The 22,086-nt window shown below is 72.7% G+C and carries 16 protein-coding genes and 2 pseudogenes; 3 read left to right on the forward strand and 15 right to left on the reverse strand.

Annotated elements, in window-relative coordinates:
• Positions 1–24 precede the first annotated feature (24 nt).
• The 13 genes from ACFV6X_RS22190 to ACFV6X_RS22250 form a co-directional block, all read right to left on the reverse strand.
• Entirely contained in the window at positions 25–1,371 is a 1,347-nt protein-coding gene (locus ACFV6X_RS22190; RefSeq protein WP_385385979.1) for a VWA domain-containing protein, read from the reverse strand.
• Positions 1,372–1,478: 107 nt separating this feature from the next.
• On the reverse strand, positions 1,479–2,765 hold the full coding sequence (locus tag ACFV6X_RS22195; protein WP_385385981.1) for a protein phosphatase 2C domain-containing protein: 1,287 nt from the start codon (positions 2,763–2,765) through the stop codon (positions 1,479–1,481).
• A complete protein-coding gene (locus ACFV6X_RS22200; RefSeq protein ID WP_385385983.1) occupies positions 2,766–5,303 on the reverse strand; it encodes a tetratricopeptide repeat protein in 2,538 nt (845 codons plus the stop codon). It abuts the gene before it with no gap.
• Positions 5,300–6,643 carry a hypothetical protein gene (locus ACFV6X_RS22205; RefSeq protein WP_385385985.1) on the reverse strand — a complete coding sequence of 448 codons (1,344 nt, stop codon included), beginning with the start codon at positions 6,641–6,643 and terminating at the stop codon, positions 5,300–5,302. The genes ACFV6X_RS22200 and ACFV6X_RS22205 overlap by 4 nt, the downstream gene beginning before the upstream one ends.
• A gap of 49 nt (positions 6,644–6,692) precedes the next feature.
• Positions 6,693–7,709, reverse strand: coding sequence for a glutamate ABC transporter substrate-binding protein (locus ACFV6X_RS22210; protein ID WP_385385987.1), 1,017 nt, complete (start codon positions 7,707–7,709; stop codon positions 6,693–6,695).
• A gap of 14 nt (positions 7,710–7,723) precedes the next feature.
• Entirely contained in the window at positions 7,724–9,175 is a 1,452-nt protein-coding gene (locus ACFV6X_RS22215; protein ID WP_385385989.1) for a hypothetical protein, read from the reverse strand.
• Between the two features lie 184 nt (positions 9,176–9,359).
• Positions 9,360–10,334 (reverse strand): N-acetylglucosamine kinase, encoded by a 975-nt coding sequence (locus ACFV6X_RS22220; RefSeq protein WP_385385991.1) that lies wholly within the window; start codon positions 10,332–10,334, stop codon positions 9,360–9,362.
• The gene (locus tag ACFV6X_RS22225; RefSeq protein WP_385385992.1) at positions 10,325–11,593 is read right to left on the reverse strand and encodes a 6-phospho-beta-glucosidase; all 1,269 of its coding nucleotides are present in this window, start codon (positions 11,591–11,593) and stop codon (positions 10,325–10,327) included. Before ACFV6X_RS22225 ends, ACFV6X_RS22220 begins: the two co-directional genes overlap by 10 nt.
• Positions 11,594–11,601: 8 nt before the next feature.
• The gene (locus ACFV6X_RS22230; protein WP_385385994.1) at positions 11,602–12,477 is read right to left on the reverse strand and encodes a carbohydrate ABC transporter permease; all 876 of its coding nucleotides are present in this window, start codon (positions 12,475–12,477) and stop codon (positions 11,602–11,604) included.
• The gene (locus tag ACFV6X_RS22235; RefSeq protein WP_385385996.1) at positions 12,477–13,412 is read right to left on the reverse strand and encodes a carbohydrate ABC transporter permease; all 936 of its coding nucleotides are present in this window, start codon (positions 13,410–13,412) and stop codon (positions 12,477–12,479) included. The genes ACFV6X_RS22230 and ACFV6X_RS22235 overlap by 1 nt, the downstream gene beginning before the upstream one ends.
• Before the next feature lie 9 nt (positions 13,413–13,421).
• The gene (locus ACFV6X_RS22240) at positions 13,422–14,771 is read right to left on the reverse strand and encodes an ABC transporter substrate-binding protein (RefSeq protein ID WP_385385998.1); all 1,350 of its coding nucleotides are present in this window, start codon (positions 14,769–14,771) and stop codon (positions 13,422–13,424) included.
• Between the two features lie 53 nt (positions 14,772–14,824).
• The gene (locus ACFV6X_RS22245; RefSeq protein ID WP_385385999.1) at positions 14,825–16,183 is read right to left on the reverse strand and encodes an ROK family protein; all 1,359 of its coding nucleotides are present in this window, start codon (positions 16,181–16,183) and stop codon (positions 14,825–14,827) included.
• A gap of 213 nt (positions 16,184–16,396) precedes the next feature.
• Positions 16,397–17,491, reverse strand: coding sequence for a mechanosensitive ion channel family protein (locus ACFV6X_RS22250; RefSeq protein ID WP_385386001.1), 1,095 nt, complete (start codon positions 17,489–17,491; stop codon positions 16,397–16,399).
• 366 nt (positions 17,492–17,857) lie between these two features.
• Here ACFV6X_RS22250 and ACFV6X_RS22255 point away from each other — a divergent pair, with 366 nt between their 5' ends.
• Entirely contained in the window at positions 17,858–18,394 is a 537-nt protein-coding gene (locus tag ACFV6X_RS22255; protein WP_365460288.1) for an HNH endonuclease, read from the forward strand.
• A gap of 83 nt (positions 18,395–18,477) precedes the next feature.
• Here ACFV6X_RS22255 and ACFV6X_RS22260 read toward each other — a convergent pair.
• A pseudogene (locus ACFV6X_RS22260) lies at positions 18,478–18,714 on the reverse strand (ABC transporter permease); the annotation flags it as partial.
• 157 nt (positions 18,715–18,871) lie between these two features.
• Positions 18,872–18,955, reverse strand: a pseudogene (locus ACFV6X_RS22265) (ABC transporter ATP-binding protein); the annotation flags it as partial.
• Between the two features lie 338 nt (positions 18,956–19,293).
• On the opposite strand from ACFV6X_RS22265, the gene ACFV6X_RS22270 reads away from it, so the two are divergent.
• Both ACFV6X_RS22270 and malQ read left to right on the forward strand, forming a co-directional pair.
• Positions 19,294–19,641, forward strand: coding sequence for a hypothetical protein (locus tag ACFV6X_RS22270; RefSeq protein WP_385386003.1), 348 nt, complete (start codon positions 19,294–19,296; stop codon positions 19,639–19,641).
• A gap of 250 nt (positions 19,642–19,891) precedes the next feature.
• Positions 19,892–22,006: a 4-alpha-glucanotransferase gene (gene malQ / locus ACFV6X_RS22275; protein ID WP_385386005.1), complete on the forward strand. Its 2,115-nt coding sequence runs from the start codon at positions 19,892–19,894 to the stop codon at positions 22,004–22,006.
• Positions 22,007–22,086: the final 80 nt, after the last annotated feature.

Consider the following 22,086-nt stretch of genomic DNA (forward strand, 5'->3'; position numbering starts at 1 on the left):
GGGTCGGGCTCGCTTTGTTTCAGGTCACTTCTTTACACGAACAGTCTTTGTCGACCGAGTTTCGAGCGTCATCTCGTCGGCCTCCGCGACCTTTGCCTTCAGTCGCACAGTACCTGTCGCCGCGTCGACCACGTCCACCACCTTCGCAAGGAGTTTCGCGGTACCGGCGTTCCCGGAGGCCCCGGCGAGCTGAACGGCGCGACCCAGTTTGGCCGTTGCTCCATCAATGTCTCCCGATTTGCGCAGATCCAGCCCCTGTTGGATGACCTGTGCCAGTTCGGCCTGGCCGGTGTAGTGGGCGACCTGAGGGTTGATCGACGTCGAGGCGACCATGTCGTCGGTCCACACGGCCCGTACCAGGCCCTGGGCGCCGAGGTTCTGGGCGGTGCCGTCGGGGTGCGGGATCACCAGCGAGAGGCGGGCGGCGAGCATCTCCTGGCCGAGGTGCGCGGCCGGGACCTCGACGCAGACGTGGTAGTCACGGGACTCGTCTCCCCAGGAACCGGTGGGGTAGTCCCCGGCACGCGGACCCGCCTCGGTGCGGCGGCCGGTCAAGTCCTCGACGGTGGGGGCGACTTGCTTGACGAATCTGATCGTCGTACCGACCGGGGTCCACAGCCGCAGGGCGACGTCCGCGACCTCCTTGCCCATCGCCGTCTCCATCATCCGCGTGAAGTCGGCGGCGAGGCCCGCCGGATCGGCGACGATGTCGGCGGTGCCGAGCAGGGCGGAGGCGATGCCTGTGACTTCTTTCACCTCCCAGTCGGTGCCCACGCCCCGTGCGTCACAGGTGAAACGCCCGGCGACGGCCTCCAGCGAGGCCCTGAGGTCCTGCGGCGACTCGTGCTCGTTGCGGCCGTCGGTGAGCACGATGCCGTGCCGGATCGCGACGTCCGCCGAGGAGAGCAGGCGGTCGGCGAGCCGCAGCCAGGTCCCGATCGCCGTGCCACCGCCGGCGGTGAGCCTGCGCAGGGCCTGCTTGGCCTGTTCGCGGGTGGTGGCGTCGGCGAAGGCGAGCCGCCCGCCGCCCGGATAGACCTCCTTGGCGACGTGTGTGCCGCCGATCACCGCGAAGTGCACACCGTCGCGCAGGGTGTCGATCGCGGCGGCCGTGGCGTCCCGCGCGTTGCGCATCTTGGTCGGCGGGTAGTCCATCGAGCCCGAGCAGTCGACCATGATCGCCACGGCCGCGGACGGGCCCTGTCCCGGCGAGTAGAGGTGAGGCGCCGCGACGGCGCTCCCGACGGTGCCGCCGCCGGTCGCGGTCACCGTGACGATCGCGTTGACCTCCCGGCCGCCCTCCGGGAGGTACTCGTTCTGGTACACGTCCACCGAGAACTGCGGCACGTTCGATTTCGAGAAATTGGCCATACGTTCTCAAATCCCCCTTGAACGCCCCACGGGAGGTGGGGCGACGACGGAATCGCGGACCGGTCCCCTCCGGTCCGCCCAGCCTTCCCAGGCCTCCGCGCGCGGCCTCAGGCCGATCCTGCCCCCTGCGACGGGGCAGGGAACGGCACGACGGCCACTGTTACGTTGTCGTGGCCCCCGCCGTCCAGGGCGTGCCCGACGAGGACCCGCGCGCCGTGCAGCGGGCGTACGGCGGCGTCGGCCGGGAGGACGCCGGCCATCTCCTCGGCCGCCTCCGCGTAGTTCCACAGGCCGTCCGTGCACACGACCACCACGCCGGGGCGGTCCGGCTTGAAGGAGGCCGTGTGCGGCTCCAGTTCGTAGGCGTCCGCGCCGAGCCAGCCGGTGATGGCGTGGGCGCGCTCGTCGGCGTACGCCTCGGCCTCGCTCATCAGGCCCGCGGCGACCATCTGCGCGGCCCAGGAGTCGTCCTCGGTGAGCCGGGCCGCCGGGGCGCCGCGGTCCACCGGCACCCAGTAGACGCGGCTGTCGCCGACCCAGCCGACCACCAGCAGACCGGCGGTCACGACCGCGCCGACCAGGGTGCAGGCGGGGGCGTTCTGGTGCGGCTGGTGCTCACGGGCCGTGGCGGGTTCCTGGGCCAGCGCGTCGACCGCGTGCGAGGCGGCGACGATCGCGTCGTGCATGGCCTGCTGCGGGTGCGTGCCGAGCGGCAGGGCCGCCAGCAGCGACGCGCTGGCCGCGCGGGAGGCGGCCAGGGAGGCGTCGTCCGGGCGGGTCGCCGAGGACACGCCGTCGCACACGATGGCGACCAGCGCCTCGGAGCCGTCGGGCAGGGCGGTGCGGCCGATACCGAAGGCGTCCTCGTTGCGGTGGTGGCGCAGACCGCGGTCGCTGACCGCGGCCATGGGCCCGGACTCCTGCTCCATGTGGTCGCGTTCGCGTGGCTGGGCGTGGCCGCAGTTCTCGCAGTAGCCGTCGTGGTCGACACGGCCCGCGCGGCAGGCCACGCAGACCGTCGGGGGATCGGCGGGTGCGGCGAGGTCGGCGGTGACGCGCGGGTCCGGGGCCTGGAGGGGGTACTCCTCGGGCTCCGGGCGCCGGTCGAAGCGCACGCCCGTCGCGGAGTGGCCGGGGGCGGCCGGGGGCAGGGGGGCGCCGCCCGGGTCCGTGCCAGGCAGGTCCGCCGGCGGCTGCGCCGCGGGGGGAGTGCCGGAGCCGCCCGGGTCGGCCGGTGCGGCCCCCGAGCCGTTCATGGTGAGGGTCGGGCTGTCGTCCGGCCGTGGCGGCACGGCGGACAGGTCGTATCCGCACGCACCGCAGAAACGGTCACCCGACTCGAGCGGTTCCTCGCAGCTCGGGCAGGCGGACAGCTGGGGCATCTGCGACATCAACTACACCCATGTCCGGGGGCGGTAACGGTTGGCACGTTCCACCAGGTCGATCCTCTCCTCGCCGCCCCGCGCCAGGCGGGCCAGCGTGCGGTACGAACGCTCCAGGCCGAAACGCAGCCCGCGTTCGTCCAGGTCGCTGCCGAGCAGCGTCCGTCCCCCGGCAGTGGGAGGAACGGAACCCTGGCCCCCGGAGAGTATCCAGTCCAGGGCACTGCCGAGCACTTCCGTGGCCAACTGCTCCCGCCGGGTCGGGTCCAGACCGTACGAGTCCAGCGCCTCGACCTGCCCGGCGGCGGCGGTCAGATCCTCCAGGAAGGGTACGTCGCCGGCGGCGGCCGTACGCTGCCGGAGCCGGGCCCGCACCGCGGCCACCCGGGCGGCCGTGTAGTGGATGGACGACTCCGGCACCGACTCCAGGGTACGCACGGCGCCGCTCCGGTCGCCGGTGGCGAGCTGGACGCGGGCCAGACCGAACGCGGCGCTCACGAAGCTCGGGTCGGTCGCCCACACCAGGCGGTAGTACTCGGCGGCGTTGTCCAGCTGGCCGAGCACCTCCGCGCACAGGCCGAGGGCCAGCTTGGGCGCGGTCTCGCCGGGGAAGGCGTCGTAGATCGCGTCGAAGGCGAGGGCGGCGCCCTCCTGGTCGCCGGTGGCCAGCGCGGCCACCCCGCGGTACCAGACGACCCGCCAGTCGTCGGGGCGCTCCTCCTCCAGCGCGCGCAGGGCGTCCAGCGCGGCCGTGGAGTCGTCGTTCTCCAGCCATGCCCGGATCTGCCGCAGCCGGGTCTCCACCGAGGGCGCGGGCGCGGCGGCGAGGGCGCTGAGCAGCTCGGCCGGCGCGGTGGCCATCAGCCCGGCCAGGAATCCGGCGTTCGGGTCGGCGGGGTCGACGCGGGGCACGGCCAGGGCGAGGGCGGCGGGACCGGTGCCGACGGGCTTGACGAGGCCGGCCCCGCCGGTGAGGGCGTGCAGGGCGCCACCGGACGGGAGCGGCGCCCCGTCGCCGGTCGCCGTACCGGGCGCGGCCCGGCGCGCGGGCACCACGCGTGCCCCCAGCCGTGACACGTCACCCGCCAGCCGGGGGAACAACTCCGTGTCCGTCACCTGCGGTTCCGGCCCGAACAGCGTCGACAGCGCGGGCCGCGCCCGGCCCGTCTGCAGGGACACGACCTCCCGCAGCACGCCGGTCAGCTGCTCCGACATCTCCTGCGCGGAGGCGAACCGGCGGGCCGGGTCGGGGTCGGTGGCGCGGACCAGAAGCCGGTAGAACGACTCGTACTGCCGGAAGACCTCGATGTTGTCGGGGTCGGGCAGGGAGTCGGCGAAGACGTTCGTGTAGCCCTGGAAGTCGAAGGTCAGGACGGCGAGCGTGCGGCCCACCGTGTAGAGGTCGGACGCCACCGACGGGCCGGCGTCCGCGACCTCCGGCGCCTGGTAGCCCACCGTGCCGTAGATCGCCGACTCGTCGTCGTCCATGCGGCGCACGGCGCCCATGTCGATCAGCTTGAGCTGGTCCTCGGTCTGGATGGCGTTGTCGACCTTGAAGTCGCAGTAGAGCAGGTTGCGGCTGTGCAGGTGGTCGAGGGCCTCCAGCGCCTCGATGCCGTACGCGCACGCCTGCTCCACCGGCAGCGGGTCGCGCCGCCCTGAGGGTGTACGGCGGGCGTTGGCGATCTCCTTGAGGGACTTGCCGCCGACGTACTCCATGACGATGTACCCGTCGAGGGAGTCCGTGCGCTGGTCGAGGTGCTCGACGAAGTTGTAGATCCGCACGATGTTGGCGTGCTCGATCTCCGCGAGGAACCGCCGCTCGGAGATCGCGGCGGCCATCGCGTCCTGGTCGCCGGTGTCCAGCAGGCCCTTGAGCACCACCCACCGGTCCGAGACCGCGCGGTCGACGGCGAGGTAGACCCAGCCCAGCCCGCCGTGCGCGAGGCACCCCGCCACCTCGTACTGGCCGTGCACGATGGCGCCGGACGTCAGCTTCGGCACGAACGAGTACGGGTGGCCGCACTTCGTGCAGAAGCCCTCCGTGCGCCCGGAGCGGTCACCGCGGGCGCGGCCCACCGGTGCCCCGCAGTCCGAGCGCGAGCAGAACCGCTTGCGCTCGGGGACCTCCGGGTTCTCCAGGACCATCGAGCGCGGGTCGGGCCGCGGCACCTGCGGCACCTGCACCAGGCCCGCGCCCAGCCGCCCCCGGGTCGAGGAACCGGACGTGGAGCCGGAGCTGCGCACCGACACCGAGCGGTTCGAGGAGCGACCCGACAGCGCCCGGGAGAGCCGCCCCGACACCGAGCGGCGGGACTTCGAGGACTGCGACGACGTACGGGAACTGCCGCGGGAGGTGGAGCGGGAACCGCCGCTCGCCGCCGAGCCCTTGCCGCCGCCTGTGACGCCGGTCGGCGGGGAGCCGACCATGCCGTTCGCGGAGACCACCGGCGCCAGGCCGCAGGTGTCGCAGTAGAGCTCGCCGCCGCCGACGTCCTCGTAGGCGCCCTCGCAGCCCGGACGCTGGCAGCTCCGCTGTGCCTGACTCATGAGGACGGCTCCCCCCTGCGGTCCTGGAACTCCGGCGGACCGCTCTGCTGCGGCACCCGTGGCGCGGTGCCGAGCACTTCGGCCGCCGCGTGCTGGAAGCGCAGCACGGCCTGCTCGGCGACCCGCAGGTCGCAGGGCGCGCTCCACAGCATGCGGCGCGCCGCGTCGTAGCGCTCCATCAGCAGCGGGTCCTCCGCCAGTCCGTGCCGGGCGATCTTCGCCTTGTACGCGTCGAGCCGGCCGCGCAGCTCGGCGCGGACGGCGAGCGGCGCGGTGACCGCGGTCAGCGACTCGCGGGCCCGCAGCAGTTCGTCCTCCGCCTTCTGCTCCAGGGACTCGAGGAGCGGGGACAGGCGGTGCCACTGGGCGTGCCTGCGGTACTCGGCGGCCGTCGCCAGCTGCTCCTGCAACGCGGTCGGCGGCCCGCTGACCACCGGCACCTCCGTGGCGGCGATCTTCGCGAGCACCTCCCCGCGCGCGATGCGTGCCTCGGCGAGGGTGCGGTCCGCGCGCGAGAGCACGTCCCGCAGCCGCACCAGCCGCTGCTCGGCGTCCTTGCGGACGGCGAGCACGGCGTCGATCTCCCGGCGAACCTCCTCCAGGGCGCGCGCCTCCCGGTCGTACACCGTGGTGTCCGGTCTGCCGCCGCCGGGTGCCGAACTGCCCTCGGCGCGCTGCCAGTACGCCAGCGGGTCGGAGACCACCTGCTCGCGCAGCCGGGTCAGGGTGCGGGTGATGCGCTCCAGGTCGTCCCCGGCCGGGTGCTCGCCGGGGCGTACGCCGACGGAGTGCGCCAGCTTGCGGGTGCGCTGGAGTTCGGCGGCGAGTAAATCGATCCGGGCGGGCAGCGCCGACCAGACCGCGTCGGAGGCCACGACCATGTCCAGCGACCTGGCGTACAGCTCGTTCATCCGGTCCACGAGCGTGACCAGCGTGAACCTTTCGCTGAGCTTGCCCGCGCCGTGCAGCGTCGGCGCGTTCGCCGTCGCGGCGGCGCCGCCGGCGACCGTGACGGACTCGCCGCGCAGCAGGTCGGTCAGGTCCACCAGGTCCTCGCGGCTGGACCAGCGGCGCCGGGCGCGGATGTCACGGGCGGAGCGCAGCGCGTCGCTGTACGCGTCGAAGTACGCCCACAGCAGGGAGATCGACGCCTCCGTGGCCGCCCAGCGCTCCTTGGTCGTGCCGGTGAGCTCGGCGCCTTCGAGGAGCCGGCGGCCCGCGTGGTCCTGGAGGGCGAAAAGCGAGGTCTCGATCGCCTCGTGCTCCGCACCGAGCCGCGCCAGCGCACGGTCCACCTCGTCCCGGTCCATCACCGGACCGGAGGCTCCCGTGACGCCCATCGATCACCTCTCGTCTGCTGGTCTGTGCTGTCGGTTCACTGCCTGCCGGTCACCTGTGGCGCGGCGTCGGCGGGGTCGCCGACTCGGAGTCCCTACCCAGCGTCGGGGACAGCCACTTGTCGTACGAGGCCTTCCAGCCGCCGTCCGTGCGGTAGTCGGCCAGTATGCGGTTGACCCGGCGTACCAGATCGTCGGCGTCCTTCTTCATCGCCACGCCGTAGTACTCCGTGGTGAACCGGTCGCCCTTCAGCTCCACCGTCGGGTCCTGCGCGGCCTGGCTGGCGGCGAGCGCGCCGTCCGTCACCACCGCGTCCACCTCGCCGAGCTGGAGGCGGACCAGGCAGTCGAGCTGGTTGGGCACGGTGGTGGAGATGTCGGCGGAGGCGGGCAGTTTGCCGGACTTCCGGTCCGCCGCCAGGTTGTCGTACGCGGTCGAACCCGCCGCCGAGCAGATCCGCTTGCCGGCGAGGGTGTCGTCGTAGCCCTTGATCGTCGAGGAGTTGGGTGCGAGGACCTGCTGGCCGGTGAGGAAGTACGGCGCGGAGAAGGCGACGTCCTCCAGCCGGGAGCAGGTGATGGTCATGGTGCGCACCACCATGTCGACCTGGCCGCTCTGGATCGCGGGGATGCGCTGGTTGGTGGGGATGGCCTTGAACCGGATGCGGTCCGGGTCGCCGAGCAGCTCCTGTGCGATCCGGCGGGCCAGATCGATGTCGAAGCCCTCCAACTCGACGTCCTGCTCGGCGGAGTTGGGGTCGCGGTAGCCCCAGCGGTAGCTGTTCTGGTCCACGCCGACCGAGACGTAGCCGCGCTGCTTGACGGCCGCGATCGTGTCGCCCTCCGCGCTCGACGGGGCCAGGCTTTGGTCCTGGGGGTTCTCGCACGTCTCGGCCTTCGCCTGCCGGCCGTCGGCCACGCCGGAGCCGCCGACGCCGGTGCTGCCGTCGCCGCCCGGGTGCGTGTGCGGCAGCAGCAGCACGAAGACCACCGCGAGGGCGCAGACGACCGCCATGGCGCCCACGCCGCCCCAGCCCTTCAGGCTGGCCCGCAAACGTCGTGCATGCATCGTCACGCCCCCTTTCACCGGTACTCCGAAAGCCTGCGGCCGATGCCCAGCAAGGCGCCCGCCGCGCCCAGCACCGCGAGCAGGGCCGCGCCGGCCGGCAGACCGGTCATGGCGTTCCGGCCGTCGCCCGCGGCCTGTTCGAACTCCAGCTTCTCGTGCTTCAGGGCAGTTTCCAGGCTGCGGTCGACGCTGTCGAAGCACTCGCCGGTCGGTTCGTCGCCCTTCGCGCCGATGATCTTGCTGAGCGCCGCCTGGTAGTCACCCCCGTCGTCGGCGTCGCGGGCCTGCTGGTGCCGCTCCTGCCAGATGTCCATGCTGCCCGCGGCGGTCCGCACGGGCTGCTCGCCCGCCTGGTCGTCGGCGAGGGCCTTCGCGGCGGCGAGACCGGCGGCGAGGTCCTTCATCGACGCCTGGAAGGCCACGTCGAACTTGTCCTTGAACTCGCCGCCCACCTCGACCGTCTCCGCGCCCCGGCTGACCAGTGTGAGGTTCTCGTTGCCCCGGGCCTTCAGGGAGGCGATGCGGGCGTCGTGCAGGACGTTCAGGGAGCGGACGCCGTGGTCGTAGGAGTCGTTCAGGCCGGCGCGGGCCACGCTGTGGCCGACGACCAGCCACAGCAGCACCACCGTCGTGGCGGCCGTGGCGGCGACCAGGCCGTGGTTCAGGACCCGGTTCGTCCGGGCGTACGAGCGGTGCTGCGCCCAGGCGAGGGCGGCCAGGGCGAGGAGGCCGAGGACGATCGCCGCCCAGGGGTAGGGCGTCGCGTGCGCGTAGTCGCCGCGCAGCCGCTCGTTCTCCGTCGTGTAGAGGTCTTCGGCCGCCGGGAGCATCTCGGTCTGCATCGTGTCGTTGGCGTACCGCAGGTAGGCGCCGCCGAGCGGATAGCCCTGGCGGTTGTTGGCGCGGGCGCGCTCGATGAGGCCCTTGTACTCCGGCAGGAGCCGGTTGAGCTTCGCGATCGTCCGAGCCGAACGGGAGTTCTGCTCGGAGTTGCTGGCGGCCAGCACGAGCTTCTCCGCCGCCGTGCGGATGTCCTTCTCGTAGCGCTCGCGGGACGCCTTCGTCTCCTGGCCGCCGGCCAGGAAACCGCTGGAGGCGGCGGTGTTGGCGTCGGCGAGGGAGCGGTATATGTCGGCGGCGGCGGAGCTGAGGGGCTGGCTGTTGTTCAGCACGTCGTCGGCGGCGGCCGCACGGTCCGTGGCCTGCCAGGCCGACACGGCGCCGAAGGCGACCACCAGCAGGGCGAGGACCGCGCCGATGATGCGCAGCCGGCCCGGCTCGGTGGTCGCGGCGGCGCGCAGCTGGTCCACGCCCTCCGCGAACGCCGTACGGCGGGGCGGGGTGAGCGCGCCGGGCGCCGGTCCGGGCGCGGGACGTGCGGGGGAGGGCTGCTGAGACGGCACCGTGGGCTGAGTGGGCACGCCCGGCACCGGTGGCGCCGCGCTGCTCCTGGGCGGTTGTGTCACTCCTGACCTCCCCCGTGGTCATCCGTCGCCGCAAGTATCGCTGCCCGGACCGGCATCCGCACCGGCCTTGCGTGGATCTTGATTGATCCCGATTCTCGCAGCACCCCCTGCCCATGAATACGCCGGTGGAATCGGTTCGGTTCCCGTGGCCCCGGTGACACCGCGCGCCCCCCGCGCGCGCCCCTCAGCCCTCGAAGTGGGCCCGCACCCGCTCCCGCACCCCGGCCGCCACCACCCCCAGCCGGTCCAGGCCCAGCAGGGCCGCGCCCAGGACCGGGCTCGCCGTCACCACCTGGGGCACCGCCTTCGGGGCCCGCGCCGCCAGCAGGTCGCGGATCCCGTCGTCGAGTTGGGGATGCCGGGCCGCCAGCACACTGCCCCCCAGCAGGACCGGCGTCTCCTCGTGCAGCAGGTCCAGCCGGGACAGGGCGACCGTCGCCATGCTCACGACCTCCTCGGCGAGCCGGTCGACGAGGGCGCGGGCGACCGGGTCGCCGTCGGCGGCCGTGGCGAAGAGGACCGGCGCCAGCTCGTGCCGCCGGCCGGGCGGCACGAGCTCCAGGTGCAGTGCCTCGATCAGCGCGTGCATGGAGTCGAGCCCGAAGTGCGCGGGCAGGGTGCGTGCCAGCTCGGTCGGGCCGCCGCGCCCGTCCTCCGCGCGGGCCGCGTGGAACAGCGCCTCCTCGGCCAGTCCCCAGCCCCCGCCCCAGTCCCCGGAGACCCGCCCGATCGCCGGGAACCGCGCGGTGCGCCCGTCGGGCCGCATGCCCACGCAGTTGATGCCCGCCCCGCATACCACGGCGACGCCGCGCGGTTCGCTCACCCCGGCCCGCAGGATCGCGAAGGTGTCGTTGCGGACGTCGACGGTGGCTCCCCACGCGCGCGCGTGCAGCGCGTCGGTCAACCGCTCCTCCTCCACGGGGAAGTCGGCGTTGGCGAGGCAGGCGGAGACGTGCGTGACGGAGGTGACGCCGGCCGCGGCGAACACCCGCTCCACCACCTCGGCGAGCACGTCCGTGGCCGCCTCGACCCCCACCGCCGGCGGCCGGAAGCCGCCGCCCCGTGCGGTGCCGAGCACCCTCCCGTCGGCCGCCACCACCGCGACGTCCGTCTTGCTGTTGCCCGCGTCGACGGCGAGGACACGTGCGGTCAGGCCCACGCGAGATGCTCCCGGTTGTGTGCGATCAGCTGGTCGGTGAGGGTGCCGGCGTACTCGTACTGGCCGATGAGGGGATGCGCGAGGAGCGCCCTGAAGACCCGCTCCCGGCCGCCGCGCAGGGCCGCGTCCAGGGCCAGGTCCTCGTACGCCGTCACGCCCGCCATCAGGCCCGCGTACAGCGGGTCCACCGTGGCGACCGGCAGCGGCTCCGGGCCGCCGTGCGCGCCCACCGCCGCCTGCACCTCGATCACCGCGTCGTCCGGCAGGAAGGGCAGCGTGCCCCGGTTGTACGTGTTCACCACCTGGTGCGGGCTCCCGGCGCCGCTCAGCAGCGCCGCCGCGAGGTCCACGGCCGCCTCCGAGTAGAAGGCACCGCCCCGCCTGGCCAGCAGCTCCGGCTTCTCGTCGAGTGCCGGATCGGCGTACATCCGCAGCAACTCCCCTTCCATGGCCGCCACTTCCTCGGCGCGTGAGGGTTTGGTGCGCAGCTCCCGGACGACCTCGTCGTGCGCGTAGTAGTAGCGCAGGTAGTACGACGGGACCACGCCCAGGCGGTCCAGCAGGTCCCGCGGCAGCCGCAGGTCGGCGGCGACCGAGTCGCCGTGCTCCGCGAGCAGCTTGGGCAGCACGTCGTCGCCCTGGACGCCGCCAAGGCGGACGCCGGTCTCCCAGGTGAGGTGGTTCAGGCCCACGTGGTCGAGGTGGATGTCGGCCGGGGCGAGTCCGAGCAGCGCCGCGAACTTGCGTTGCAGGCCGATCGCCACGTTGCACAGCCCGACCGCCTTGTGCCCGGCCTGGAGCAGGGCGCGGGTCACGATGCCGACCGGGTTGGTGAAGTCGATGATCCAGGCGTCCGGGTTGGTCCGCCGAACCCGCTCGGCGATGTCGAGCACCACCGGCACCGTGCGCAGCGCCTTCGCCAGGCCCCCCGCGCCGGTGGTCTCCTGGCCCACACAGCCGCACTCCAGGGGCCAGGTCTCGTCCTGCTGCCGGGCCGCCTGCCCGCCGACGCGCAGCTGGAGCAGCACCGCGTCGGCACCCTCGACACCGGCGTCCAGGTCCGAGGTCGTCACCACCCGGCCGCTGTGGCCCTGCCGGGTGAGGATCCGCCGGGCCAGCCCGCCCACCAGCTCCAGCCGGTCGGCGGCCGGGTCGACGAGCACCAGCTCCTCGACGGGCAGGGTGTCCCTCAGACGGGCGAAGCCGTCCACGAGTTCGGGGGTGTAGGTCGAGCCGCCGCCGACCACGGTGAGTTTCATACGTCCAGTCAACCCTTCACTCCGGTGAGCGTGACGCCCTCGACGAACGCCTTCTGGGCGAAGAAGAACACGAGGATCACAGGGGCCATGACCAGCACGGTCGCGGCCATGGTGAGGTTCCAGTCGGTGTGGTGCGCGCCCTTGAACGACTCCAGCCCGTACGACAGCGTCCAGGCGCCGGGGTTCTCGGAGGCGTAGATCTGCGGGCCGAAGTAGTCGTTCCACGCGTAGAAGAACTGGAAAAGGGCCACGGCGGCCACGCCCGGCTTCGCCATCGGCAGGACGACCCTCAGCAGAGTCCTCAGTTCCCCGCAGCCGTCGACCCGCGCCGCGTCCAGGTACTCGTTCGGGATCGTCATGAGGAACTGGCGCAACAGGAAGATGGAGAACGCGTCCCCGAACGCCATCGGGATCAGCAGCGGCCACAGCGTGCCGGAGAGATCCAGCTGCTTCGCCCAGAACAGGTACATCGGGATGACGACGACCTGGGGCGGCAGCATCATCATCGAGATGACCAGCATCAGCGACAGGTGGCGGCCCCGGAAGCGGAACTTGGCCAGGGCGTACGCCACCGGGATCGACGACACCACGGTCAAGGCGGTGCCCAGACCGGCGTAGAGCAGGGTGTTGCGCCACCAGGTCAGGAAGCCCGGTGTGTCGAGGACCCGCTGGTAGTTGCCCCATTCCCAGGTGTCCGGGAGCAGATCACGGCTCAGCGCCTGGCTGTCGCTCATCAGCGAGGTCAGCAGGACGAACACGAAGGGGAGTGTGAAGAACAGGGCGGCCGCGACGCCGAGCGCGTGGACGGCGATCCATTCGAGGAGGGCCCGCCGCCGTGCCACGGGCGCGCTCAGCACCATCGGCTTGTCGAGTACCTGGGTCATCAGTCACCTGCCTGGATGAGACCGCCCCGGCGCCGCATCAGCAGTGCGGTGAACGCCATCGACAGCGCGAACAGGACCAGGGCCACCACGCACGCCGCTCCGTAGTCGAAGCGCTGGAAGCCGAGGTTGTAGACGAGCTGGGGGAGGGTGAGCGTCGACTTCTCCGGGTAGCCGGGCTCGAACTGGGTGCCGGCGCCCTGGATCACGCCCGACGCGACCTTTCCGGCGACCAGCGGCTGCGTGTAGTACTGCATGGTCTGGATCACGCCCGTGACCACCGCGAACATCACGATCGGCGAGATGTTCGGCAGCGTCACGAACCGGAACCGTTGCCACGCCGACGCGCCGTCCAGCTCCGCCGCCTCGTACTGCTCCTTCGGCACGTCGAGCAGGGCGGCCATGAAGATGACCATCAGGTCGCCGATGCCCCACAGGGCGAGCAGGGTGAGCGCCGGCTTGGACCAGGCGGGGTCGGCGAACCAGGCGGGGGCCGGGATGCCGACTCCCTCCAGGATCGAGTTGACCGGGCCGGTGCCGGGGTTGAGGAGGAAGGCGAAGGCCATGGTGGCGGCCACGGGCGGGGCGAGGTAGGGCAGGTAGAACAGGGTGCGGAAGACGCCCGTGCCGGTCCTGATCCTCGTGATGAGCAGGCCGACGCCGAGTCCGAAGACCACCCGGAGGGTGACCATGACCAGCACCAGCCACAGGGTGTTGCGCAGGGCCGGCCAGAAGAGCGGGTAGTGCTCGAAGACGTACGTCCAGTTCTGCGTTCCGCTCCAGGTCGGCGGCCGGAAGCCGTCGTAGCGCATGAACGAGAAGTAGACCGTCGAGAGCAGTGGATAGGCGAAGAAGACCGAGAAGCCGATCAGCCAGGGGGACAGGAAGGCCACGGTGCGCAGTGCTGATCTGCGGTGCTTGGCTGCCAGGGTGCTCATGGTGCGCCGCTACTTCGCCTGGGCGATGTCCGTGTCGATCTGCTGGGCGGTCTTCTCCAGGCCCGCCTTCAGATCGGTCGCCTTGCCGCTTTCGTAGTCGTAGCCGAACTGCTGGAGGGTCGTCAGGTACACACCGCCGTTGACGGAGGCCGGGGTGGTCGTGGAGTCCGGGTTCGCGGCGATCTCCAGGAACGTCTTGAAGCGCGGGTCGTACTTCAGCTTGGGCGACTTCAGGGCGGCGAGCGTGGAGGGCACGTTGTGGATGGCGTTGGAGAAGCTCACGACCGCGTCCGTGTCGGTGGTCATGTACTTCACCAACTCCCAGGCCGCGTTCTGCTTCTTGCTGGTGGCGGCGATTCCGGCGATGGTGCCGGTGATGTAGCCCTTGCCGTACTGGTCGGCCTGGTCGTCGGGCACGGGCAGCGGGGCGACGCCGATCTCGAAGCCGGGCTCGGCGTCCAGGGCCATGCCCAGGCGCCACTCGCCGTCGAGCTGCATGGCGACCTGGCCGGTGTGGAAGGGGTGCTTCGGGCCCCATTCGTCGCCGAGGGTGGCGCGGTAGGTCTCCAGCTTCCGGTAACCGCCGAGGGCGTCGACGAGCTGCTTCTGGAGCTTGAACCCGGCCTCGAACGCGGGGTCCTCGGCGACGTTGGACTTGCCGTCGCCGTCGAAGTACGTCGGGGAGAACTGGCCGAGGTAGTGCTCGGTCGTGGTCTCCCAGCCGTGGTAGTTCGGCATGAAGCCGAGCTGCTTGTACGAGTTGCCCTGCGGGACGGTCAGCTTCTTCGCCACGGACTCGAACTCGGACCAGGTCTTCGGCGGGGCCGCGATGCCGGCCTTCTCGAAGGCGGTCTTGTTGTAGTAGAGCCCGTACGCGTCACCCAGCAGCGGGACCGCACAGCGGTTGCCCTCGAACTGGGTGTACTCGTTCATCGCCTTCGGGAAGGTCTTCTCCGGGTCGATGTCCGACTTCTCGAAGAACGGGTTGAGGTCGACCAGCGCACCCGACGTGCAGAACCTGCCGACGTTGTTGGTGGTGAAGGACGAGATCACGTCCGGGGCGTTGCCGCCGCCCGCCCGCAGGGCCTGGTTGATCTTGTCGTCGGTCATGTTGCCGACGACCTTCACGTCGATGTTGGGGTGCGTCTTCTCGAAGCCGGCCATCAGCGACTTCACGGCCGCGACCTCGGAGGGGGCGCTCCAGGCGTGCCAGAAGGTGAGGGTGGTGGCCTGGGAGGGGTCGTCGTCCGCTCCGGAGGAGGACTGGCCGGTACACGCGGTCGCGAGGAGGGCGGTGGCGGCGGTGAGGGCTATGGAGACGGTGACGTGCGTGGCCGCTTTTCGGGACTTTCCGGGCATGGCGAAGCCTCCCAGGCAAGGGAACGAGGAATGGGCTGGGTCGGGGGTGCTGCTCAGCGCGAGGTGTCGAAGACCTCGTCGCGGGTGGTGGCGAGGGCGCTCTCCAGGGCGCCGCGCAGGACGGGATGGTCGCGTACGTCCCCGAGGACGAGCCGGGGCCGGGCCGCCGCCAGCTCCGCCAACTCGGCCTGCACCAGGGCGCGCAGGGTCTCGCCGCCGGAGGTGAGCGAGGTGCCGCTCAGGACGACGAGCTCGGGGTCGAGGACGGAGACGAGAGAGGCGAGGCCGGTGGCGAGGCGCGTGGCGTAGGTGTGCAGGAGGCGGCGGTGGGGGTCGCCCTCGGGCCGGGGGCCGGCGCCGAGGCCGTCCGCGCCGGCCCCGCCGTCGTCCGCCGGGCCCGTACGGCGGCCGGGCCCGGCGTCGGCCCGGCGGGTGCGGCGCCCCGTGTCGCCCTCGGCCCGGTCCGTGCCGTGCTCCGGGTCGGCGTACCGCTCCGCCGCGCGGCCCAGCAGTGCGGCGGCGGCCTCGATGTACGGGCCCGAGGGGATGTCCGGGACGCTGAGGTCACGGGCCAGCGCGGGAAGGGCCTGGGAGCCGGCCAGCTCCTGGTAGCCGCCGCTGTTGGCCTTCGTGACCTGGCGGACCAGGGGCGCGCCCGGGACGGGCAGGAAGCCGACCTCGCCGGCGCCGCCCGTCCAGCCGCGGTGCAGCCGGCCGCCGAGGACCAGGGCGGCGCCGAGGCCGCCCTCGTTCCACAGCAGCACGAAGTCGGGGTGTCCTCGGGCGGCGCCGAGGCGCTGCTCGGCGACGGCGACGAGGTTGACGTCGTTCTCGTACTCCACCGGCATCGGCAGCGCGGCGGCCAGTTCGTCGAGGAGGGCGGGGGAGTGCCAGCCCGGCAGGTGCGAGGCGTAGCGCAGCCGGCCGGTGTTCGGGTCGAAGGCGCCGGGCGTGCCGATGACGAGCCGGTGGATGTCGGCCCTGGCCAGCCCCGCGGCCTTCACGGCGCCGTCGAGGGCGTCGGTGACCTGGCGTACGACGGGCTGGAGGGGCCGTCGGCCGGGGGTGGCGACCTCGTACGTGCCGACCGTGCGGCCGGTGATGTCGGCGACGGCGGCGAGGACGCGCTCGGGGGTGACGTCGAGGCCGGCGGCGTGGGCGGCGGCCGGGTTGACGGCGTAGAGCTGGGCGTTCGGCCCGGGGCGGCCCTCGCTGGTGCCGGTCACCAGTACCAGCCCGGCGGCCTCCAGCCGGGCCAGCAGCTGCGAGGCGGTCGGCTTGGACAGGCCGGTGAGCTTGCCGATCCGGGTGCGCGAGAGCGGGCCGTGCTCCAGGAGCAGGTCCAGCGCGGCACGGTCGTTCATGGCCCGCAGCACGCGTGGGGTGCCCGGGGTACCCGCGGTTCCCGCCATGGCCTCGACACCTGCCTTTCGCCCGCTCAGCTTGGCAGCGGCCGGGACGTCACGTCCATCCGCCACTGTTAGGAAGGTTTCCTGTTTGCTGTGGGGGAACGTAGGCCCGCCGTGAACCAGGCGTCAAGAGCGAACGCCCCCAGGCAACGGAGTCGTTACCTGGGGGCGTCGGGCGAAGGGAGGCCGGCTCTCCCGGCGGGAGGCCGCGCGGGCCTACTTCGTCGTGCTCGTCGGCGGCGCGATCGGGGACGCCGCGGTCGCCTGCGGTGAGGTGGTGTTGGCGTACACCGAAGGGGCCGCCATGCCCGCCGTCGGATCCGCCACGGCTCCCTCCTCCTGTTGGAGGGGCAGTCCGCCGACGATGCGGATGCCCTCCTGGTCGAACCGACGCTTGATGCGCCAGCGCAGTTCGCGCTCGATCGTGAGGGACTTGCCGGGCATGGTCTTGGCGGAGACGCGCACGACCATCGAGTCGAGCAGGACGCTGTCCAGGCCGAGGATCTCGACCGGGCCCCAGAGCATCTCGTTCCAGGGGTCCTCCTTGCTCATCGCCTCGCCGACCTCGCCGAGCACGGCCTTGACGCGGTCGAGGTCCTCGGAGGGGCGCACGGTGACGTCCACGCCGGCCGTGGCCCAGCCCTGGGAGAGGTTGCCGACCCGCTTGACCTCGCCGTTGCGGACGTACCAGATCTCGCCGTTGTCGCCGCGCAGCTTCGTGACGCGCAGGCCCACCTCGATGACCTCGCCGGAGGCGACACCGGCGTCGATCGAGTCGCCGACGCCGTACTGGTCCTCGAGGATCATGAACACGCCGGAGAGGAAGTCCGTGACCAGGTTGCGCGCGCCGAAGCCGATCGCCACGCCCGCCACACCCGCGGAGGCCAGCAGGGGCGCCAGATTGATCTGGAAGGTGGAAAGGATCATCAGGGCGGCCGTGCCGAGGATGACGAAGCTCGCCACCGAGCGCAGCACCGAGCCGATCGCCTGGGAGCGCTGACGGCGGCGCTCCACGTTCACCAGCAGGCCGCCGATCGCCGTGCCGTCCACGGACTGGGCGGTGCGGTTCATGCGGTCTATCAGCTTGGTGATCGCCCGCCGCACCGCCACCCGCAGCACCGCCGCGATCACCACGATCAGCAGCACCCGCAGGCCGATCGCGAGCCATGTCGACCAGTTCTGCTCCACCCAGCCGGCGGCGTTCGTCGCGCGCTGCTGGGCGTCCTGCAGGGTGGGTACGGAGGGTGCCGTCCCCGACGGGGTCGGCGACGGCGACGGTCCGACGGCCAGTAGGACGGGCAAGGGCGACACGGGGGTACCTCCAGGTGCAACAACGGCCCGCCCCCGGTACGACGGTCAGGTCCAAGGTCACGAACTGGTCACCGGACGGGCGGAGCAACCACACTATCGGGGCATCGTGTGGGGATCGTTGCGCTGTTCGAGGGAGAGACGGTGTCACCCGGGGGATGTACAGATCAGACGAACAGCAGGTGAGGCGAACAGTTCGGCGAGGAGGGGGGAGGAGATGGTCGGGAGCCTGGGGAGGAAGCCGATGTGGTCGAAAACACTCCCAGCCCGTTACCGGGACATGGTGGCGCTTTCACCAGGCATGAGGGGAGACTGACTGCAGATCGTCCCGGCGCGAGCCACGCGCCGCCGGCGTACAAGGAGGCATCCGTGCCGCATGTCCTGGTCCTCAACGCGTCGTACGAGCCACTCGGCGTCGTACCGCTCCGCCGCGCGCTCATCCTCGTCCTCGAGAACAAGGCCGTATGCCTCGAGGAGTCCGGCGCCTTTATGCACAGTGCAACCGTCACAGTCCCCGCACCCAGCGTGGTCCGGCTCAAGCGATTCGTCCGGGTTCCCTATCGGGGGCCCGTTCCTCTCACCCGCAGGGCGCTCTTCGCGCGCGACGGGGGCCGGTGCATGTACTGCGGTGGCGTCGCAACCAGCGTCGACCACGTCATCCCGCGCAGCCGCGGGGGCAAGCACGTCTGGGACAACGTGGTGGCCTCCTGCCGCCGCTGCAACCACGTGAAGGCCGACCGCCACCTCGGCGAGATCGGCTGGCGGCTGCGCCACAATCCCGCCCCACCCACCGGCCTGGCCTGGCGCATCATCGGGACCGGCCATAGGGATCCGCGCTGGTTGCCGTACTTGCAGCCGTACGGCGCGGACGACGCCATGGCCCGGATCGACGGCATTTCCGCCTGACGATCCGGGCTTTTGCATGTCCTGGTGCAGGGTGCCTGTACGGGACCGGGGATGCCCCCGGTCCCGCGGGCAGGAAGGCCCGCCTAGGTGTACCTCAGCTCGCCCGGCCGCACGGACCGGCGCAGCAGGGGCAGCGAGGTGGCGGCCGCCAGCAGGCACGCGCCGTACACCCCCGCCGGGACGAGCAGCGCCGCCCACGGCAGGGAGTCGTTGCCCACGAGTGCGGTGTACCCGCCGCCCAAGGCCGTGCCGCCGACCCCGGCCAGCAGCATCGCGGGCGCCAGCGGCAGGGCGGTCTCCAGCAGCAGCGCCCGGCCAACGCCGACGACCGCGAGCGGGTGCGCTCGCTCGCCGAACGGGCGGGCCGGCTGCGGGAGCCGGTGCTGGAGGTCCGCCACCACTCCCGCCGGCCCGAGCCACGGGTGAGCAGCCAGGCGAGCCGCAGATCCGACCGCATGCCGCCGGTGCCGGCACGCCTCACGCCGTCACCCCCGCCGTCACGACGGTTCCGTCGCTCAGGCGGACCTCGCGATCCGCGTAGGCCGCGACCTGGGCGTGGTGGGGTTCAGGGGTCCGGCGGTACACGTTCCGGCCACCACGGCGATCGCCAGTGCGACCGCCCTGGCCGTGCCGCAGACGCACACGCCCTCCTCGCCGTCGCCGGGCTCTTCCCGTCTCGTGCCCGCTTCTTCTCATGTCCGCGTCAGGAAGGGATCGAGCCCACCATCGCGGCGGGGAGTGTCAACGAAGGAGGCCGTCATGTTCCGGTCGTCGAAACCTGGAGAGAGCGCGCGCGTACGGATGTGAGGAGAAGAACCTTCTTGGCCGTGGGGGCGTCTGGCCTCGCGCTCACTGGGTAGGGCTGCGATTGACCCACTCGAACCGACAAGGAGGACCCCGTGGCCGCATCGGCACACCTTCTGCTGTCCGCCCTCTCCGACGACAGGCCCCGCCGCGACGACAAGCCCCGCGCCGATGGGGGTGCCCGCTCCAAACGCACCCCTCCGCCCGGGGACGCGCACCGCTCCAAACGCACGCCGTTCCCGCGGCAGGCGGCGCAGCCCGCCGACCGTGACCCGGCGAAGGCCGATCCGGCCGGTCCCGATCTCGCACAGGTGTGCGCCTTCAGTGCGGAGGGTGCCTGCACCGAGGCCCCGTTGACCAGCGAACCCCCGCTGCCCGACGCCGAGCCTCTCACCAGCGAGCCCCCGCTCGCCGCCCCGGACGCCGACTTCACGAGGCCGTAGCCGGCCGCGGCCCGGACGCCGATCCCGCGAGGTGGCGCATCGTCCCCCCTCGGCCGTGGATCGCCGGACGCCGGCCGCAGACCTTCGTGCCCCGGACGCCGGCCGTCGTGTCGCACGCCGCCCGGCAAAGCCGTACATGACCGCTCCTCGGACGCCGATCCCGCGAGGTTGTGAATGACCGCATCCCGGACGCTGATCCCGCGAGGCCGTAGATGACCCCCATCCGGACGTCGGCCGTACGAGGCCGCCGATGAGCGCGCCCCGGCCGGCCGAGGTCCCCGGCGAGGACCTGTGCCGGCTCGCCGAGTCCTACGGCGTCGCCCCCTCCTACAGCCCCGCCCCGGACCGCACGGTCGCCGCCTCGGCCGCCGCGCTCATCCGGACCCTGGCCGCGCTCGGTGTCGACGCCGGCACGCCCGAGGCCACGCGCGCCGCGCTCGCCGCCCGCCACGCGGAACTCCGGGAGCGGCTGCTCCCACCGACCGTCGTGTGCTGGGGCGGCGCCGCGCCGGACGCCCTCGCCGGGCTGCCCGAGGGCACCCGGCTGCGGATCGAGACCGAGCAGGGCGAGACACGTGACGGCGCCGAACACCTTCCGCCCGGCGTCCACCGCCTCACCGTGACCGCGCCCGACGGCCGGACCGCCGACGCCCATCTGATCGCCGCCCCGTCCCGGCTGCCCGCGCCGGCGGCCCGCTCGTACGGCCTGCTGGTCCAGCTCTACTCCCTGCTGTCGCGGCGCTCCTGGGGCATGGGCGACCTCGGCGACCTCGACGAACTCACCGCCTGGGCCGGCCGCTCGCTCGGCGCCGGATTCATCCAGGTCAACCCGCTGCACGCGGCCGTGCCCGGCGTCCCCACCGACCCCTCCCCGTACCGCCCCTCCTCCCGGCGCTTCCCCGACCCGGTGCATCTGCGCATCGAGGCCGTCCCCGAGTACGCGTACGCCGACGACCGCGAGCGGGTGCGCTCGCTCGCCGAACGGGCGGGTTGGCTGCGCAAGTCGGTGCTGGAGAAGGACGCGCTGATCGATCGGGACGCGGTGTGGGAGCTGAAGCGGGAAGCCCTGGAGCTGGTGGGGGAGGTCCCCCTCGGACCCGGCAGGCGCGCCGCCTACTGCGACTACCTCGCCGAAGAGGGCGAGGCCCTGGAGGACCACGCCACCTGGTGCGCGCTGGCCGAGGTGCACGGACCCGAGTGGCACACCTGGCCGGACGGACTGCGGGACCCCCGGTCGTCCGAAACCGCCCGTGCGCGCCGGGAGTTGATGCACCGCGTCGACTTCCACTCCCGTCTCGCCTGGCTCACCGACGCCCAGCTCGTCGCCGCGCAGCGCACCGCGCGGGAGGCGGGGATGCCGGTGGGGATCGTGCACGACCTCGCGGTCGGCGTGCATCCCGGGGGCGCCGACGCCTGGGCGCAACAGCGGTACTTCGCCGCCGGGATGTCCGTGGGCGCCCCACCGGACGCCTTCAACTCCCGCGGCCAGGACTGGGGCCTGCCGCCCTGGCGCCCGGACCGGCTGGCCGATTCCGGGTACGCCCCGTTCCGTGGGCTGCTGCGCGGCCTGTTCCGCTACGCGGGCGCGCTCCGCATCGACCATGTGATGGGCCTGTTCCGGCTGTGGTGGGTGCCGGTGGGGCTGCCGCCGACGGAGGGGACGTACGTCCGCTACGACGCCGAGGCCATGCTCGCCGTACTGGTGCTGGAGGCCTCGCGGGCCGGGGCGATGGTGATCGGCGAGGACCTGGGGACGGTCGAGGCCGGCGTCCGCGAAGCGCTGCGCGAGCGGGGGGTGTTCGGCACGTCGGTGCTGTGGTTCGAGCGGGACTGGGAGGGCGACGGCCGCCCGCTGCCCCCGGACAGCTGGCGCGCCGACTGCCTGGCCACCGCCACCACCCACGACCTGCCGCCCACCGCGGCCCGGCTCACCGGCGAACACGTGGAACTCCGCGACCGGCTCGGCCTCCTCGGCGCCCCTGTGGACGCGGAACGCGCGGAGGCCGCCGCCGACACGGGGGAGTGGCTCGCGCTCCTCACCCGGCTCGGCCTGCTGCGGGGCACCGGGGGTGGCCTCGGCGCGCGCGAGGAGGAGGCCGAGGTCCAGGCCGTCCACCGCTACCTGCTGCGGACGCCTGCCCGGATGATCGGCGTGTGGCTGCCGGACGGGGTGGGGGACCGGCGGCCACAGAACCTGCCGGGGACGTGGGACGAGTACCCGAACTGGCGGCTGCCGATCGCCGACGCGGCCGGGCGGGCGGTGACGTTGGAGGCGCTGGCGTCCTCGACGCGGCTGCGGTCGCTGGTGGAGGTCCTGCGGGGGGAGGGGAGCGACGCCGGGCGGGGGGACGAGGGGAGTTCGTGAGCGGCGGGTGGGCGTGCGGGTAGGCGGCGGGGCGTGCCTGAGTGCCCTTCCGCCGCGCGTTCCGGCCCCTTACGGCACCC

The sequence above is a fragment of the Streptomyces sp. NPDC059861 genome (genome assembly GCF_042731435.1).
Classification (GTDB): domain Bacteria; phylum Actinomycetota; class Actinomycetes; order Streptomycetales; family Streptomycetaceae; genus Streptomyces.